The organism is Thermomonas haemolytica, from assembly GCF_004346265.1.
Classification (GTDB): Bacteria; Pseudomonadota; Gammaproteobacteria; order Xanthomonadales; family Xanthomonadaceae; genus Thermomonas; species Thermomonas haemolytica.
In genome coordinates this window covers 18,651-35,688 of sequence record NZ_SMAP01000006.1, presented here as the reverse complement: position 1 = coordinate 35,688, position 17,038 = coordinate 18,651, and the positions used below count along the sequence as shown (strand labels likewise).

Below are 17,038 nucleotides of genomic sequence, written 5' to 3'. Positions count from 1 at the left end.
CGTCAAAGCAGATCGGCGATCCGGTAACGGCCCGGCGCGCGCCCATTCAGCCGCCGCGCCGCGTGCAGCGCGCCGCGCGCGAAGATGTCGCGGTTGGTGGCGCGGTGCACCAGCTCGATGCGCTCGCCGGCGGTGGCGAACTGCACCAGGTGCTCGCCGACGATGTCGCCGGCGCGGATCGAGGCATAGTGCGGGTGCGCGCCGCCGGTTTCCGCGGCCGCCCCCAGCGTCAACGCGGTGCCCGAGGGCGCATCCAGCTTGCGGGTGTGGTGGGCCTCGACGATGTCGCAGTCCCAACCCGGCAGCAGGGCCGCTGCGCGCGCGACCAGCTCGTGCAGCACCGCCACCCCGAGGCTGAAGTTGCTGGCCCAGACCAGCGGGATGTGCGCGGCCGCCGCATCCAGCCGCGCCTTTTGCGCATCGGACAGGCCCGTGGTGCCGGAGACCAGCGCCGCGCCGCGCGCCTCGCACAGCGCGAGCACCGCATCGAACCCTTCCGGCAGGCTGAAATCGATGGCGACATCGAACGCGGGAACGCCGGTGAGCTCGGCCGACGTGAAGTGCGGCACGCCCTCCACCACGCGCGCGGCGACCTTGCTCGCGACCGCCGCCACCACCTCGCATCCGCTGGAGTCCTCGCGGCACAGGCGCAGCAACGCCTGCCCCATCCTGCCGGTGGCACCGTGGACCAATACGCGAACCTGAGTCTGCATGCGTGCAGGCTAGCCGGCGCCCGCGGCAGCGGCAAGCCGCGCCGGCGACGTCGCGGGGATGGATGAGCGGCGGATCAGGCGTTGCTCAGGGCTTGGCCGCCACGCTCTGCAGGCGGTCGGCCACCTGGTGCATGGCGTCCTCGAACGCGGTGGCGGCCTCGCGCACGATCACCTTGCCCAGCTTGGCCATCACCGCCAGCTCCTCCACCGAGGCCACCAGCACGCGGATGCCGCGCCGGTTCACCAGCAGCAGGCGCGAGGAAATCGGGCTGATCCATGACACCTTCGCCGGCGCGAAATGGCCGTCGCCGGCCTGCAACTGCACCCAGCTGCCGACCTGCAGCTTGCGGATGCGCGCCAGCATGGCGGCGTCGTAATCCAGCCCGGCGGTCCCCGCCACCACTTCCAGACGCGGCTCCGGCTCCGGCGTGGGCGGTTCCGGCGCGACCGCCTGCGCCGGCATGCGCGGATCGGCCTGCAGCGCAGGCTCGCCTGCCACCAGCCGGGCCAGGGCATCGTTCAGGGCATCCAGCGCCGCCTCGCCGGCATCACCGATGCAGCCGGCGCTGGCCAGCATCGCCAGCAGCTCGGCTTCGGGCAGCGGCCGCGCCGGGTCCAGCGGCTTGCGCTGGACCGCGCGGTCGAACGCCGCCAGCAGGTCGTCGATGGCGCGCATGGCGCTGTCGTAGCGCGGCGAGCCCTTGCCGTCGCGCAGCGCCATCTGCACCAGGTGGTGGGCGGCATGCTTGGAAATGAAATCGTCCAACACCGGCGGCAGGGCACGGTTGCCGCGGTGCCATTCGAGGTCGGCCTGCACGCTGGCACGCGCCTGCTCCAGGCGCTCGCGCCCGCGCTGGGCCTCGGCGCTGCGCTTTTCCGCGAGTTCGAAGCGCTTGCGGTGCTGGGCCATGTAGGCGCGCAGCTCCTGCTCCAGCGTCTCGAAGATCGCCACGTCCTCGTTGAACTCCGCCACCAGGCGATCGATGGTGTGATCCACGTGGTTGAGCAGCTCGCGCTCCTGCGGCGCCTCGCCGCGATTGCCCTCGCAGGCCTCGGCCACGGTGTTGAGCAGGCGCCGCGCCGGATGCTCCTTGTACAGGAACATGCGCCGGTCCTTGACCGCCACCTTCACGTAGGGGACCAGCATGCGCCCGATCTTCTGGCGGATGCGGTTGTCGTATTGCGGACCGTCCAGCAGCACGTCGAACAGCAGCGCGACCAGGTCCACCGCGTCGCCGTCCAGCCCGTCGAGATTCAGGTTGTCTCCGGTGACGCCGAGCTTGCGCGCGCTCTGCGCCATCTGCTGGCGCAACTGCGCCGCCAGCGAAACCTGGTCGCCGGACGCGGATGGCATGAACGCAGCGCTGGAATCGTGCTGCATCAGCGACAGGATCGACATCAGATCCTGGGTCGGCAGCACCGGTCCGGCGGGCGCGGCCGAGGCTCCCTGCCCGGCCATGCCCACCGCGGCGCGCCACATCTGCAGCTGCCCCAGCATGCTGGCGAACAGGGCCTGGTCGGCCGGGCTGATCTGCATCGCTGGCGCGACCTCCGCCGTCGACCCCGCCATACCGGGCATCCCCGCCGCGTGCGCGGCCGGTGCCGCGGCCGGTTCCGGGGTCGCCGGCCGCGCACGCGCGGGTTGCGGTGCCTGCGCGCGCGAGGTCGCACGCAGCTCCGGCAACACGCCTGCGGTCACCATCAGAGCATTGCAACGCTCGTACACCTCGCCCAGCGCGGCCGCCAGTTCGCGCTCGAAATACTTGAAGACCACGATGCGCAGGGCATCGTCCATCTCCAGCTGGCCCATCGCGTTGCCCAGCGCCTCGGCCAGGAACGCCGGCCCCAGCGGGTTCTCACGGTTGGGGATCTCGCTGCGACCGGCCACCACCGCCAGCCGCTTGGCCGCGACTTCGTAAGCGGAGGCATGCACGCGCAGCACGGAAGCGGCGAGCTGTTCGATCGCCAGCTGCTCCTCGAGCGCCTGCTCCGAGAGCAGGCTCAGGCCGGCACTGGCGGTCTCCAGCCCCACAGGCTGGCGTTCGCGCAATTGGCGGAATCGGTCCAGGAGCGCCTGGCGGAACTTCTGCACGATCTCGCCGCGGGCGCGACGCATATCGCGCAGGGCGAGCATGCCGAGGGTTTCCTCGCCGCTCTGGCTGCGGTCAAACAGGTAGTCATCAACGTCGGCCAGGGCGCTGTCCAGCGCAGGCCCCACCCGGTCCAGCAGGTGTTTTTGCACGGCGTCGAGCAGCGCCACGTTGGGGGCGCTGGAAACAGGGATGGAGTCCGCGGGGGAACGGAAGCTCATGGCGGCAGGAATGGCAGAGTGGCCCTACCGTCAACGGTAGCGGAAAGCAGGGCTGCGATTATTGATTGCCGTCATGGTTCCGTGATGGCCGGGCACCACTGATCGCACCAGTATGACCGTCCGTCCGCCCCGTCCGGACCTTGCGATCGGCGACGGGGGATCATGCGACAGGATTCAGGACACCATGCGGTCCCAGAAGCCCTTCACCCCGTCGAGGAAAGTGCTGGACTTCGGCGAATGCCGGCGCGCGTTCTCGCCGGTGAAGGTGGCCTCGAACTTCTCGAGCAGCTCGCGCTGCTCGGCCGTAAGGTTGACCGGGGTCTCCACCACGACCTTGCAGTAGAGGTCGCCCGGATGCCGGCTGCGTACCGACTTCACCCCGCGGTCGCGCAGGCGGAATACGCGCCCGCTCTGGGTCTCGGCGGGAATCCGCAGCTCCACCTCGCCACCCAGGGTCGGCACCCGCACGCTGTCGCCCAGCGCGGCCTGCGAGATCCGGATCGGCACTTCGCAGTGCAGGTCGTCGCCATCGCGCTCGAAGATCGGATGCGGGCGCACCCGCACCTCCACGTACAAATCGCCCGGGGGCGCGCCGGCCGGCCCGGCCTCGCCCTCGCCGGCCAGGCGGATGCGGTCGCCGTTATCGACCCCGGCCGGGATCCGCACCTGCAGGGTCTTTTCATCGTGCACGCGACCGTTGCCGCTGCAGTGCTTGCAGGGATGGGCGATGGTCTTGCCACTGCCGTCGCAGTGCGGGCAAGGGGCCTGCATCATGAAGGGACCGCGCTGCATGCGGACCTGGCCGCGCCCGTGGCAGGTGCTGCAGGTCTCGACCTTGCCGTCCTCGGAACCGCTGCCCTTGCACGGCTCGCACATCGCCAGGGTGGGGATATGGATGGTCTTTTCCACGCCCGCGACGGCTTCCTCGAGGTCCAGCTCCATCACGTAGCCGACGTCGGCGCCGCGGCGCGGGCCCTGCTGGCGTCCACCGCCGAAAATGTTGCCGAAGATGTCGCCGAAGATGTCGCCCATATCGGCGAACCCGGGGCCGGCATTGCCGCCGCCCATGCCGTGTTCGAACGCGGCGTGCCCGTGCTGGTCGTACATCCGGCGCTTGCCGCCGTCGCTCAGGACCTCGTAGGCCTCCTTGCACTCCTTGAACGCGGCCTCGGCGGCCTTGTCGCCGGGATTGCGATCGGGGTGGTACTTCATCGCGCAGCGGCGATAGGCCTTCTTCAATTCCTCGTCGCTGGCGTTGCGGGACACGCCCAGGACTTCGTAGTAGTCGCGCTTGCTCATGAGCCTTCAATTCTCGATTCGATGCGCCGGTCCGGCACCAGCCACACCAGTGCGACCAGCACGTACACCGCCCAGGCCAGCCACGGCTGCACGAAGGCCAGCGCGATCGCGAGCAGGTACGCCAATGGCGACAGCTTGCCCTTGATGTCCGCGCCGACCGCCCGGGCCAGCAGCGAGTCCGGCCCTTCCAGCGTGATGATGCGCTGCTGCAGCACCCAGTAGGCGATCGCCGCCATCAGCAGCACCACGCCGTAGGCCGCCGTCGGCACCGCGGTGAAGTGGTTTTCGCCCATCCACGCGGTGGCGAACGGGAACAGCGACAGCCAGAACAGCAGGTGCAGGTTCGCCCACAACACGCCGCCGCTCACCCGACGGGTGGCATGCAGCATGTGGTGGTGGTTGTTCCAGTAGATGCCCACGTACACGAAGCTGAGCACGTAGCTGAGGAAGACCGGAAGCAGCGGCTGCAGCGACGCCAGGTCGCTGCCGTGCGGCACCTTCAGCTCCAGCACCATGATGGTGATGACGATGGCGAGCACGCCATCGCTGAAAGCCTCCAACCGTCCCTTGCCCATCGCGTCCTCCCCCTACGCAGCGAACGCCCGTGACCGGGCGTTCGCGTGCCTGCCTGCCGTCGTGGATCAGGCCTTCTTGTCGTCCTTGACCTCGGTGAACTCGGCATCCACCACGTCATCGGCCGGCTTGCCGGCGGCCTCGCCGGGGTTGCCGCCGCCCGCCTGCTGGCCGGCCGCAGCCGCAGCGGCGAACAGGGCCTGGCCGGCCTCCTCCAGCGCCTTGGCCTTGGCCTCGATCTGGGCCTTGTCGTCGCCCTTGATCGCCACCTCGAGCTCGGCGATGGCGGCCTCGGCGCGGCCGATGGCATCGCCCGGCAGCTTGTCACCGTTGTCCTTGATGGTGCTGCGGGTGGCGTGGATCAGGGCATCGGCCTGGTTGCGGGCCTGCACCAGCTCGTGGAACTTGCGGTCCTCCTCGCGGTGCGCCTCCGCATCCTGCACCATCCGCTGGATTTCCTCGTCCGACAGGCCCGAGCCGGCCTTGATCTCGACCTTCTGCTCCTTGCCGGTCTTCTTGTCCTTGGCGGTGACGTGGACGATGCCGTTGGCGTCGATGTCGAAGCTCACCTCCACCTGCGGCATGCCGCGCGGCGCCGGCTCGATGCCGGTCAGGTCGAACTTGGCCAGCGACTTGTTGTAGCGGGCCTGCTCGCGCTCGCCCTGCAGCACGTGCACGGTCACGGCCGACTGGTTGTCCTCGGCGGTGCTGAACACCTGCGAGGCCTTGGTCGGGATGGTGGTGTTCTTCTCGATGATCTTGGTGAACACGCCGCCCAGGGTCTCGATGCCCAGGCTCAGCGGGGTCACGTCGAGCAGCAGCACGTCCTTCACGTCGCCAGCCAGCACGCCGCCCTGCACCGCCGCGCCGATGGCCACGGCCTCGTCCGGGTTCACGTCCTTGCGCGGCTCCTTGCCGAAGAACTCGGCCACCGCCTGCTGCACCTTCGGCATGCGGGTCTGGCCGCCGACCAGGATCACCTCGCTGATGTCGCTGGCGCGCAGGCCGGCATCATTGAGCGCGACGCGGCAAGGCTCGATGGTCTTCTTGATCAGGTCGTCCACCAGCGCCTCGAGCTTGGCCCGGGTCAGCTTGATGTTCAGGTGCTTCGGGCCGCTGGCATCGGCGGTGATGTACGGCAGGTTGACGTCGGTCTGCTGGTTCGACGACAGCTCGATCTTGGCGCGCTCGGCCGCGTCCTTCAGGCGCTGCAGGGCCAGCGGGTCCTTGCGCAGGTCCACGCCGTCGGTCTTCTGGAACTCCTCGACGAGGTAGTCGATGACGCGGTTGTCGAAGTCCTCGCCGCCGAGGAAGGTGTCGCCGTTGGTGGCCAGCACCTCGAACTGCTTCTCGCCGTCGACGTTGGCGATTTCAATGATCGACACGTCGAAGGTGCCGCCGCCGAGGTCGTACACGGCAACCTTGCGGTCCTTGGTGTCGCCCTTGTCCAGGCCGTAGGCCAGCGCGGCCGCGGTCGGCTCGTTGATGATGCGCTTGACGTCCAGGCCGGCGATGCGGCCGGCGTCCTTGGTGGCCTGGCGCTGGCTGTCGTTGAAGTAGGCCGGCACGGTGATGACCGCCTCGGTGACGGTCTCGCCCAGGAAGGCCTCGGCGGTCTTCTTCATCTTCTCCAGCACCTTGGCGGAGACTTCCTGCGGGGCCAGCTTCTTGCCGTCGGCCAGCGCCACCCAGGCGTCGCCATTGTCGTGCTGGACGATGGTGTACGGCACCACGCCGATGTCCTTCTGCACTTCGGGGTCGGTGAACTTGCGGCCGATCAGGCGCTTCACCGCATAGAAGGTGTTCTTCGGGTTGGTGACCGCCTGGCGCTTGGCCGAGGCGCCCACCAGCACTTCGCCGTCCTTGGTCCAGGCGACGATGGACGGCGTGGTGCGGTCGCCCTCGCTGTTTTCGATGACGCGGGCCTTGCCGCCTTCCATGATGGCGACGCAGGAATTGGTGGTACCCAGGTCGATGCCGATGATCTTGCCCATGGTGGTGTCCTCTTGGATGCTCGAATGTCGATGTCGGGGGCGCGCTGCGCCGATGGCTGCTATCTGGGGGTGCCGGCGGCGCCTTCAAGGGCCGCGCGGCGGGGCGTTCAGTCGTTCCTGGCCACGATCACCAACGCCGGCCGCAGCAGCCGGCCGTTGAGCCGGTAGCCCTTCTGGAACACGTTGATGACGTGCCCGGGCGCGACGCCCTCGGCCTCGCCCTGGCTGATCGCCTGGTGGTGCTCGGGATCGAACGGCTGGCCGGTCGGGTCCAGCACTTCCATGCCGTTGTCGGCGGCCACCTTCAGCAGCTGCTTATAGGTCAGCTCCATGCCCTGGCGCAGCGCGCCGGCATCGGCGCCGGCGGCGGCGAGGCCGGCGTCGAGGCTGTCGAACACCGGCAGCAGGTCGCTCAGCAGGCGCTCGTTGGCGAACTTGCGGGCCATCTCGATATCGCGCGCCAGCCGCTTTCGCTGGTTCTCCAGGTCGGCGCGCTCGATCAGCGACTGCGCCTTGAGCTGCTCAACCTCGGCGCGCAGCGCCTCCAGCTCATCCTGCGGCTCCACCGCGGCGGTGGTGTCGTTCGCGTCCTGCGGCGCGTCCTGCGTGGGGTCTTGGGTCGGGTCGTTGCTCATGTGCACGGTTCACTGTCGCGGCGGCTGCCGCACTGAACCGGGCTATGGGGCCTTACGGGTCGGGATTCAAGGCGGCCCCGAGCACGGCGGCGGTGGCCTCCACTACCGGGATCACCCGCTCGTAGGCCATCCGGCTGGGGCCGATCACCCCCAGCACGCCCAGCACCTGGCCGTCGCGGCCGTAGGGCGCGGTCACCAGCGACATGCCTTCCAGCGGCGCCAGCCCGGTTTCCTCGCCGATGAACACCCGCATGCCCGGCGCCTTGGCGGTGCGCTCCAGCAGCTGCAGCAGCTCGCGCTTCTCCGCGAAGGCCTCGAACAGCGCACGCAGGCGCTCGAGGTCGCCCAGGTCCTGCAGCCCCAGCAGGCGGGTCTGCCCGGCCACTACCATGTCGTCCTCGGATGCGGGAGCGAACGCCTGCTCGGCCAACTCCACCGAGCTCGCCAGCAGCCGCTCCATCTCGCTGCGCGCTGCGCGCAGCTCGCGCAGCAGCGCGGCGCGGATCAGCGACAGCGGCTGCCCGGCGAAATGGGCGTTGAGATAGTTCGCGGCCTGCTCCAGTTCGGAGGGCGAGAACGCGCGCCGCGCCTGCACCACCCGGTTCTGTACCTCACCGTCGGCGAAGACGAGGATCGCCAGCACCCGCTGCGGGTCCAGCGCGACGAAGTCGATCTGGCGGAACGCGAAGCTCTCGCGCTTGGGCACGCTGACCATGCCGGCGAAATGGGTCATCGCCGACAGCAGCTCCGAGGTACTGCCCAGCAGCGCCTGGGTGCCCGCCCCGGCCGGCAGCCCGCTGCGCAGGCGGTCCAGTTCCTCGGCCGCCAACGGCTTGACCTGCAGCAGGGAATCCACGAACAGTCGGTAGCCCTGCGCCGTGGGCACCCGGCCGGCCGAACTGTGCGGCGCGGCCAGCAGCCCGGCGTCCTCCAGCGAGGCCAGGATGTTGCGGATGGTGGCCGGGCTCACGTCCAGCCCCGCATGCTTCGCCAGCGTCTGCGACCCTACCGGTTCGCCGCTGCGGATATGGCGCGCCACCAGCGTGCGCAGCAGCTGGCGCGCGCGCGGGTCCTGGCGGATGTCGTGGGGCTTGCGGGCCATGCCGTGGTTGTAAGCGCCGGCCCGCCGGCTTGCAACTGCTACCGGCCTCCGACCGCCGCAGGCACAATGCCGCCCCATGCTGACCCGACTTTCGATCCGCGATTTCGCCGTGGTGGCCCAGGCCGAGCTGGAATTCGGCCCCGGCCTGACCGTGATCTCGGGCGAAACCGGCGCCGGCAAGTCGCTGCTGGTGGACGCGCTGGGCTTTTTGTCCGGCGCCCGCGGCGATGCCGGCGCGGTGCGCCACGGCGCCCAGCGCGCCGAGCTGTCCGCCGAGTTCACGTTGGACGACTGCCCGGCCGCCGTCGCCTGGCTGGCCGAGGCCGAGCTGGACGACGCCGGCGCCTGCCAGCTGCGGCGCACCCTGCGCGCGGACGGCGGTTCCAAGGCCTGGATCAATGGCCGCGCGGTGCCGCTGGCGCAGCTGGCCGAACTGGCCGCGCTGCTGGTGGATATCCACGGCCAGCACGCCCAGCAGGCCCTGCTGGCGCGCCCGCAGCAAACCCGCCTGCTGGACGATTTCGCCCGCCATCCCGCGCTGCTCGCTGCCGTGGCCGACAGCGCCGGGCGCTGGAAGGCGCTGCAGCAGGAACGCGACGCCCTGCTCGCCCGCGGCGACGTCGGCGAGCGCCAGGCCTGGCTGCAGCACCAGCTGGACGAGTTGCAGACGCTGCCGCTGGAGCCGGCCGCGCTGGCCGAATTGGATGCCAGCCACCGCCGCCATGCCCATGCCGCCGCGCTGATCGCGGCCTGCGACCACGCCCTGGACCAGCTCGGCGGCGACGACGCCCTCGGCGCGCGCCTGCAACACCTGCGCGGCGGCCTCCAGCGCGAGGCCGCCTACGAACCGCGCCTGGGCGAGGTGGACGCGATGCTCGATTCCGCCGGCATCCAGCTGGACGAGGCGCTGGCGCTGCTGCAGCGGATCCGCGATGACCTCGACCTCGACCCTGCCGCGCTGGCCGAGATCGAGCGCCGACTCGGCCGCATCCACGACCTGGCGCGCAAGCACCGGGTCCCGCCCGACCAGCTGGCCGCGCACCGTGACGCGCTCGCCATCGAACTCGAATCGCTGGCCGATGCCGATGCGCGCCTGCAGCGGCTGGACCGCGACATCGCCTCGGCGCTGGCCGACTGGCAGGCCGCCGCCGCCGCACTCTCCGCCTCCCGTCGCAACGCCGGCGACGCGCTGGCCGGCGCGATCACCGCGCTGATGGACGCGCTGGGCATGCAAGGCGGCCGCTTCGAGGTGGCACTGGAACCGAACGCCGCCGACACGCCCGACCCGCAGGGCCGCGAGCGCGTGGAGTTCCTGGTCTCCGCCAATCCCGGCCAGCCGCCGCGCCCGCTGCGCAAGGTCGCCTCCGGCGGCGAGCTCTCGCGCATCTCGCTGGCGATCGAGGTGGCCACCCAGGGCCAGGACGCCGCCGCCACGCTGGTGTTCGACGAAGTGGATGCCGGCATCGGCGGCGCCGTCGCCGCCGCGGTAGGTGCCAAGCTGCGCGCGCTCGGCGCCACCAAGCAGGTGCTGTGCGTGACCCACCAGCCGCAGGTCGCCGCCGCCGGCCACGCCCAATACCGGGTCAGCAAGGCGGCGAAGGATGGCATCACCCAGTCCGCGGTGGTCGCGCTGAATGCCGCCGGCCGCGTGGACGAGATCGCCCGCATGCTGGGCGGCGCGGATGTCAGCAAGGAAGCCCGCGCCGCGGCGAAGAAGCTGCTGGAAGCGAATTAAGTCCTTTCTCGCCGCCCGCCCAGATTGCGCTTGCACCTGCCCGAATTGGGCATTAACGTGCCCATCATGGGAAGCCGACCGAAACACCGCATCGCCGACACACCGGCAAGTCCGGCAGACGCCCTGTTCACGACCACCCAGCAGCGCGTGCTGGGTCTGCTGTTCGGCTACCCCGCTCGTAATTTCTCTATCAGCGAGATCATCGCCGCCACCGGTGCCGGCTCTGGCGCCGCCCAGCGCGAGCTGGCACGGCTGGCCGAAAGCGGGCTGGTGACGATGCAGCCGGTCGGCAATCAAAAGCGCTATCAGGCCAATCCCTACGCCTCCATCCACGACGAGCTGATCGCCATCGTGCGCAAGACGCTGGACACTGCTCCGCAGCTTCCGCTTGCGCTCTCGCGCGATCAGAGCCCCGACACGCCCACGGAACCCGTATGACCTCCGCCCGTGAAAAATTCATTGCCCTGCTCAAGGACGACATCCTCCAGATGGAGCTGGCGTCCCTCGACTTCGGCATCTACCGGATCCTCAATTTCCGCCGCCGCGAGATCGAGGACTTCCTCGACCGCGAGCTGCCCGCGCGCATCGACGCCGCGCTGGCCACCCTGCCCGGCGCGCCCACCGAGGACGAACAGGGCCGTCTGTTCCACCACCTGTACACGTTCTTCTCTCGCTACTACGACGACGGCGATTTCGTCACCCGCCCTCGGCGCGGACGCAATGCTGCCTATTCGGTGCCCTACAACGGCCAGGACGTGCATTTCTGGTGGGCCACCAAGGGTAGCCACTACGTGAAGAGCGGCGAACGCTTCGCCAGCTACGTCTGGAAGGACGGCCCCCGGGCAATCCGCATCGAGGTGGCGCAGGCCGACATCGAGAAGGACAACGTCAAGGGCGCGAAGCGCTATTACCTGCCCGCCGCCGTGGACACCACCGACGACACGCTGGTGATCCGCCTGGCCTACCGCCCACTGGATGCCGACGAGGCAACGCGTTTCGAGAAGCGCAAAGCGGCTGACGATCAGGACGACGGTGAAGACGCGCCGGAAGGCCGCACCACGCAGGAACGCATCCTCAATGCCTGGCTGGACGGCGGCGGCCCGCGCAAGGCGAAGATTCCCGCAGGTGTGGACAAGGCGCTGCTCAGGAAACACGTGGCGCGCTACGTGGCAGGACAGACCAGCGACTTCTTCGTGCATCCGCAGCTGGGCGAATTCCTGTCCGGTGAGCTGGATTGGTACCTGAAGAACGAATTCCTGGAAATCTGGGACCGCGCCGATGGCGACGCGCTGGCGCGCGAGCGCGGCAAGCTGGCCATCGTGCGCGACATCGGCAACGCATTGATCGCGTTCCTCGCCGCCATCGAGGACGTGCAGGCGCAACTGTTCGAGAAGCGCAAATTCGTGCTGGCCAGCGACTGGCTGGCGCGGGTGTCGGCCTTGCCGCAGGGCAAGGCTGCGCAGGCGTTGATCGCGGACGCCTGCGCCAATGCGGATCAGGTGAATGAATGGCTGGGCTGGCTGGGCCGCGAGCCGCTGAAGGGCCGTGCGCTGGCCAATGCGGGCAAGCACGGCTTGGCGCTGCTGAAGGAATTTCCGCACCTGTGCATCCACACCCGGCACTTCGACGAGGGCTTCAAGCTGCGCTTGCTGTCGTTGTTCGACGATATCGAGGCGGCCACCGGCGGCGTGCTGGTGCATTCAGAGAATTACGCCGCACTGCGGACGCTAGAATATGCGTACCGGCAGCGGATCAAGTGCATCTACATCGATCCGCCGTATAACACCGGGAAGGATGGATTTGCGTACAAAGATGCTTTGCAGCATTCAAGCTGGAACAGCATGCTTATCGAGCGCGCACAACAATCGTCTTCACTTTTGAAACAGGATGGCGCCTTGTTCGCCTCCATTGACGAGGTGGAACAACCATCCCTCCGTCAGCTTCTCAATGACGTCTTCGGCGAAGAAAACCATGTTGCCGACATGATCTGGGCCGCCGGAAGAAAGAACGACTCCCGTCTAATTTCCGTATCACACGAATACGTAATTGCGTATGCAAAGGACCGCGCACATCTTTCCGAAGCCAAGAACGAATGGCAACAAAAAAAGAAAGGGCTGGATGAAATCTATGCCCAGCATGAAAAACTGAAGCGCGAGCATGGCGATGACTATGCAGCCATGAGCGCGGGACTCAAGGCTTGGTACAACAGTCTTCCGGATGGTCATCCTTCTAAGGCGCACAAGCACTATTCTCATATCGACCAGAACGGAATTTATTTCCCTGCTGACATCTCATGGCCTGGCGGCGGTGGCCCCACGTATAAAGTACTGCATCCTGTCACGAAAAAACCTGTCAAGGTGCCTGCCCGCGGCTGGATGACCAGCGACCCAGAAAAAATGCAGGAATGGATCAAGGATGGTCGCGTTCACTTCGGAGCGGATGAGACTTCCGTTCCCTGCATCAAGGCCTACCTCAAGGACCGGGAATATCAGGCGCCGTACAGCGTTTTCTATCAAGATGGTCGCGCTGCTACCAAACGGCTGCGACAGCTTATCGGCTTTGATGATTTCGGCTATCCAAAGGATGAAACAGTCATTGCGGAAATTGTCGCTATGCTTGGCGAAACTCGATACACCCTCGACTACTTCGCCGGCTCCGGCACCACCGCCCATGCCGTGATCAACCTCAACCGCGAGGACGGCGGTACCCGCAAATTCGTGCTGGTGGAACAGGGCGAATACTTCGACACCGTGCTGCTGCCGCGCGTGGCCAAGGTCATCTCCTGCCCGGAGTGGAAGGATGGCCAGCCGAAGGACGGCGTGGCCATGACCGGCGACGAGGACCACTGGTCGCAGCGCAGCCCGGCGCTGGTCAACGTGCTGCGGCTGGAACGCTACGAAGATTCGCTGGACGCACTGGAACTGCCGGGTGAAACCGCCGCCCGCAACGCGGGGCAGCTGAGCTTCGCCGACGCGCCCCTGCGCTACGTCCACGAAGCCACGGCCGGCAAGCCGAGCATCACCCTGCGCCACGAGCAGCTGGCGCATCCCTTCGCCTGCACCATCCCGCAGACCCTGCACGGCGCGCCCACGCTAGCCAAGGTGGACTTGCTGGCCACCTGCCTGTTGTTGCTGGGCCTGCATCCGGTGCGCGTGCGCGAGGTGGCGCGCAAGGACAAGGTGTCGCCGCGCTACGTGTTCGCCGAGGCCCGTCCCAACGGCCGGCCCGGTGAATTGCATCTGCTGTTCCTGCGCGACTGCGACGATGCACTGGTCGGCGAGCCGCTGCGCAAGCAGGCCGAGGCCGAAATGGCGTGGCTGGACCAGACCATCGACCGCGAGTTCGGTCGTGCTCCCGGCGACTACGCCGTGGTTTGGTACAACCGCAACGCGGTGCTGTCATCGCCCAATGGCCGCTCGCTGGACCCGGACGTGATCCGCCGCATGCTGGAGCGCGCACCGAAGGAGCGCGGCGCATGAGTGCACGCGGACGCCCGCGCGCTGCCGCAGCCGTGCTGGCGCATGGCGTGTCGGTGAATGCCTACAAGCAGCGCCCCTTCGCGCGGTCCCTGGTGCTGGTGGAGCATCTGGCCGGCCTGCTGGGCGGCCGCTATGCCGACTTGCTGCGCCGCCTGTCCGAATCGGCGGCGGACGGCGGCGGGTTCCTGGATGCCTTGCTGTCGTTCGCCGGACGCACGTTGCCGGATGCCAGTCTGCGCGCTTACGACGCCAACATCCGTCGCCACGAAGCACGCATCGCCTGCCAGCGCGCGGATTTCCGTCTCACCTATTTCCAGTGGTTCGCCGCCCTGCTGGTGGAAATGACGCTGGACGCAATGAAGTCGGACGAAGCCGCGCTGTTGCGGGCACTGGATGAAAAACGCAAGGAGCATGCGCCGTTCCTGTCCCCCTACCAACCAAGTGACCTGCGCAAGCTCGCCTGTTTCATGGCCACCGGCAGCGGCAAGACCCTGCTGCTGCATCTAAACCTGCTGCAATTCCTTGATTACCGCCTGTTCGAGCCGGACAACATCTTGCTGCTGACGCCAAACGAAGCGCTATCCGCGCAGCATCGCGCCGAATTGGCGCTGTCCGGGCTGGATGGCGAAGGCGTGCGCGTCATCGAAATCACCAAGCTGTACGTGGACGGCGATGGATCGCGGCGCCCGAGGAAAGGCGTGTCCCTACCCACCTCGCAGTTCGAGGGGCCGAACCTGCTGCTGGTGGACGAAGGCCACAAGGGCGGTACTTCGGCAGCGGACACCAAGGGCGAGCGCGAATGGCGCGCCATCCGTGAAGCGCTGGCAGCGGGCAACACGCCTGAAAATCGCGGTTTCGTGTTCGAGTACTCGGCCACGTTCGCGCAGATGGCGGCGGGCAGCACGGAGTTGTACGACGAATACGCCAAGTGCGTCGTGGCCGACTTCGGCTATGCGCGCTTTCACGGCAATGGCTACGGCAAGGATTTCCGCATCCTCAACGCCAGGGCACGCGACGGCAGGGACTTGACCCTGAGCGCGGGCCTACTGAGCTTCTATCGCCAGGTGCGCGCAAGCGGCGAGCATCCGGCGCTGGTGGCCGATTACCGGCTCGCCTCGCCGCTATGGGTTGCGCTTGGCAAGAGCGTGACCGCCGCAAATTCCGACGCTGCCGCGCTCCTGGAATTCCTCGACCATGCCGCGCGCGATACGGGCTGGCTTGCCGCACAATTCGACAAGGTGCGGCGGGACGTGGCGGTCATGCAGGCCGGGATCGAAGGCGACCCGCTGGAGTTCGGCGCACTGAAGGACATTGATGCGCGCGGGCTGGCCGAAGATGCGCAAACCCGACTATTCGGTGGCTGCGGCCGTTTGCGTCTGCATCTGGTCTCGGACAATGAAGTCGGCCTGCGCTGCACTGGCGCGAGCGACGACCGCTATTGCGCCGTGGTGCGCGTGGGCGAGGCGCGCAAGTTCGTGGAACAGGTGCGCAAGGATGGGAAGCTTGAGGTCGGCGAGCCGGACAAACTCTCGGGTTCGCTTTTCGCACGGATCGAGAGCGACGACAACATCCGTTTCCTGATCGGGGCGAAGATGTTCGTGGAGGGCTGGTCGTCGTGGCGCGTATCGGCGATGGCGTTGATGAACGTGGGCAGGGGCGCAGGCAGCGAGATCGTGCAAATGTTCGGACGCGGCGTGCGCCTGCGCGGCAAGGGCATGGGACTGAAGCGGGCGGGCGATGCCGCGCCCGAGGCGGTGCGTTTGCTGGAAACCCTGTACGTCTTCGGCGTCCGCGCGGATTACCTGCATACCTTCGTCGAAACGCTGCGCCACGAAGGGGTGGCGCGCGCGGTGCACTTCTGGCCCGTGCGGGAACATGCTCCGCCGGTGGATTCGCTGGGGCTGATGGTGCTGGCGGGCGACGATGCCGAATTCGACGGCGTTGTATTGCCGGACCCGGCGCGGGATGCCGCGCGCATCACCCTTGCAGGCGGCATGACGCTGACGGTGGGCCTGGGTCCCTCCGCAGCCATCGGAACGGCATCGCGGCAGGAATATGCGCCGGATACCGACTGGCTGGATGCGGCGGGCCTGTACGACGCCGCGCTGGAATGGCGGCGGCGGAATCCCGCGGCACGGATCGTTGTCTCGCCCAGTCTTGCAGAAGCGCTGGTTCAGGCGTCCAGGGTGCAGACGCAGGCCGGCGAATTGTCGGGGCTGGACATCGCAACACGGCGCCGAAAGGCTGCATTGGCGTCCGAGTGCGTGGCGCGCGCGCTGGACAACGCATTGAACCGCGCACGGCGCGAATTCTTTGCCTCCCGCATGAGGACTGAGGCGCTCCAGCTTTCCGGCAATCCGAATTTCCCGCATCACGACGTGGACGGACGTTCGATGCTGGCGGTCCGGATCGAAGCCGAGACACGGGAAGATTTGGTCAAGGAATTGCGCGACCGCATCGAAGCCTTGCGCCGTGGCGGCGTATTCACTACGGAATCAGCGTCGAAACTGCTGGCCACGCTGGACGAGAGCGTGGGTGTTGGTGACGTGAGCGCGCGGGTGCAGGAGCTACTCAAGCTCGCCGCAACGGAGTCCACGGATGAAGGTGCTGCGCCATTGCCCCGCCTTTACTTCGACCGGCACCTGTACACGCCCCTCTTCATCGATCAACCATTCGCCGAGACCAATAGGCAACTCACGCTATTTGGCGGGACGGAATCAGGTGTGCGCCTGCACCCGCCGGCACTGGTGGGAAGCGAGGCGCAATTTGTATTCGATTTGCGTGCGTTCTGGTCCTCGCACCGCGAAACGCCGTTGTGGCAAGACTGCGAAATCTACCTGCTGCGCAATCAAGCCCGCACCGGGTTCGGGTTCTTCACCGGCGCGGGCTTCTATCCAGACTTCTTGCTGTGGCTCAAGCGTGATGGCAAGCAGGTCCTCTGCTTCGTCGAACCCAAGGGGCTCGGCCGCGCTTGGCCGCAGGCAAAAATCGAGCTGCTGGCCACGCTGCCCACCCAGTCGCCGCCCGACCTGCCGCTGCTCGGCTTCACGGTGACGCCCACCCCACTCTCCGATATTCAGATGCTCCAGCCCGATGTCGACGCAACATCTCTGGCCGAGAAGAGCGTGCTACTCCAGCAACCGGATGGGCACTACATCGAGCAGATATTGTCCGCCATGAAAACACGGCTGACTTGA

At 67.7% G+C, this 17,038-nt stretch carries 11 protein-coding genes; 4 read left to right on the top strand and 7 right to left on the bottom strand.

What is annotated here, in order from left to right; all coding sequences use genetic code 11:
• Nucleotides 1–2: 2 nt before the first annotated feature.
• The 7 genes from dapB to hrcA form a co-directional block, all read right to left on the bottom strand.
• Nucleotides 3–713, bottom strand: coding sequence for a 4-hydroxy-tetrahydrodipicolinate reductase (gene dapB, locus EDC34_RS08460; RefSeq protein ID WP_114960354.1), 711 nt, complete (start codon nucleotides 711–713; stop codon nucleotides 3–5).
• An 85-nt stretch (nucleotides 714–798) separates the two neighbouring features.
• Nucleotides 799–3,024, bottom strand: coding sequence for a DUF1631 family protein (locus tag EDC34_RS08455; RefSeq protein ID WP_114960353.1), 2,226 nt, complete (start codon nucleotides 3,022–3,024; stop codon nucleotides 799–801).
• A gap of 174 nt (nucleotides 3,025–3,198) precedes the next feature.
• The gene (gene dnaJ / locus EDC34_RS08450; RefSeq protein ID WP_114960352.1) at nucleotides 3,199–4,323 is read right to left on the bottom strand and encodes a molecular chaperone DnaJ; all 1,125 of its coding nucleotides are present in this window, start codon (nucleotides 4,321–4,323) and stop codon (nucleotides 3,199–3,201) included.
• A complete protein-coding gene (locus EDC34_RS08445; protein WP_114960351.1) occupies nucleotides 4,320–4,898 on the bottom strand; it encodes a TMEM175 family protein in 579 nt (192 codons plus the stop codon). The genes dnaJ and EDC34_RS08445 overlap by 4 nt, the downstream gene beginning before the upstream one ends.
• Nucleotides 4,899–4,964: 66 nt before the next feature.
• Nucleotides 4,965–6,890, bottom strand: a complete 1,926-nt coding sequence (dnaK, locus tag EDC34_RS08440) for a molecular chaperone DnaK (protein WP_114960350.1) — start codon at nucleotides 6,888–6,890, stop codon at nucleotides 4,965–4,967.
• A 107-nt stretch (nucleotides 6,891–6,997) separates the two neighbouring features.
• The gene (gene grpE, locus EDC34_RS08435; RefSeq protein ID WP_114960349.1) at nucleotides 6,998–7,525 is read right to left on the bottom strand and encodes a nucleotide exchange factor GrpE; all 528 of its coding nucleotides are present in this window, start codon (nucleotides 7,523–7,525) and stop codon (nucleotides 6,998–7,000) included.
• Between the two features lie 52 nt (nucleotides 7,526–7,577).
• A complete protein-coding gene (hrcA, locus tag EDC34_RS08430) occupies nucleotides 7,578–8,627 on the bottom strand; it encodes a heat-inducible transcriptional repressor HrcA (RefSeq protein WP_114960348.1) in 1,050 nt (349 codons plus the stop codon).
• Nucleotides 8,628–8,703: 76 nt separating this feature from the next.
• On the opposite strand from hrcA, the gene recN reads away from it, so the two are divergent.
• From recN to EDC34_RS08410, 4 genes are read left to right on the top strand one after another with little or no spacing between them, the layout of a single operon-like run.
• Nucleotides 8,704–10,362, top strand: coding sequence for a DNA repair protein RecN (gene recN, locus EDC34_RS08425; RefSeq protein ID WP_114960347.1), 1,659 nt, complete (start codon nucleotides 8,704–8,706; stop codon nucleotides 10,360–10,362).
• 30 nt (nucleotides 10,363–10,392) lie between these two features.
• Entirely contained in the window at nucleotides 10,393–10,800 is a 408-nt protein-coding gene (locus tag EDC34_RS08420; RefSeq protein WP_240311097.1) for a hypothetical protein, read from the top strand.
• Nucleotides 10,797–13,841: a site-specific DNA-methyltransferase gene (locus tag EDC34_RS08415; protein WP_205388065.1), complete on the top strand. Its 3,045-nt coding sequence runs from the start codon at nucleotides 10,797–10,799 to the stop codon at nucleotides 13,839–13,841. Before EDC34_RS08420 ends, EDC34_RS08415 begins: the two co-directional genes overlap by 4 nt.
• Nucleotides 13,838–17,038, top strand: coding sequence for a DEAD/DEAH box helicase family protein (locus EDC34_RS08410; protein ID WP_114960345.1), 3,201 nt, complete (start codon nucleotides 13,838–13,840; stop codon nucleotides 17,036–17,038). Before EDC34_RS08415 ends, EDC34_RS08410 begins: the two co-directional genes overlap by 4 nt.

What these genes read in the sequence shown, in the direction of transcription:
- dapB (WP_114960354.1), bottom strand. Translation starts at nt 713, where the DNA reads ATGCAGACTCAGGTTCGCGTATTGGTCCACGGTGCCACCGGCAGGATG.
- EDC34_RS08455 (WP_114960353.1), bottom strand. Translation starts at nt 3,024, where the DNA reads ATGAGCTTCCGTTCCCCCGCGGACTCCATCCCTGTTTCCAGCGCCCCC.
- dnaJ (WP_114960352.1), bottom strand. Translation starts at nt 4,323, where the DNA reads ATGAGCAAGCGCGACTACTACGAAGTCCTGGGCGTGTCCCGCAACGCC.
- EDC34_RS08445 (WP_114960351.1), bottom strand. Translation starts at nt 4,898, where the DNA reads ATGGGCAAGGGACGGTTGGAGGCTTTCAGCGATGGCGTGCTCGCCATC.
- dnaK (WP_114960350.1), bottom strand. Translation starts at nt 6,890, where the DNA reads ATGGGCAAGATCATCGGCATCGACCTGGGTACCACCAATTCCTGCGTC.
- grpE (WP_114960349.1), bottom strand. Translation starts at nt 7,525, where the DNA reads ATGAGCAACGACCCGACCCAAGACCCCACGCAGGACGCGCCGCAGGAC.
- hrcA (WP_114960348.1), bottom strand. Translation starts at nt 8,627, where the DNA reads ATGGCCCGCAAGCCCCACGACATCCGCCAGGACCCGCGCGCGCGCCAG.
- recN (WP_114960347.1), top strand. Translation starts at nt 8,704, where the DNA reads ATGCTGACCCGACTTTCGATCCGCGATTTCGCCGTGGTGGCCCAGGCC.
- EDC34_RS08415 (WP_205388065.1), top strand. Translation starts at nt 10,797, where the DNA reads ATGACCTCCGCCCGTGAAAAATTCATTGCCCTGCTCAAGGACGACATC.
- EDC34_RS08410 (WP_114960345.1), top strand. Translation starts at nt 13,838, where the DNA reads ATGAGTGCACGCGGACGCCCGCGCGCTGCCGCAGCCGTGCTGGCGCAT.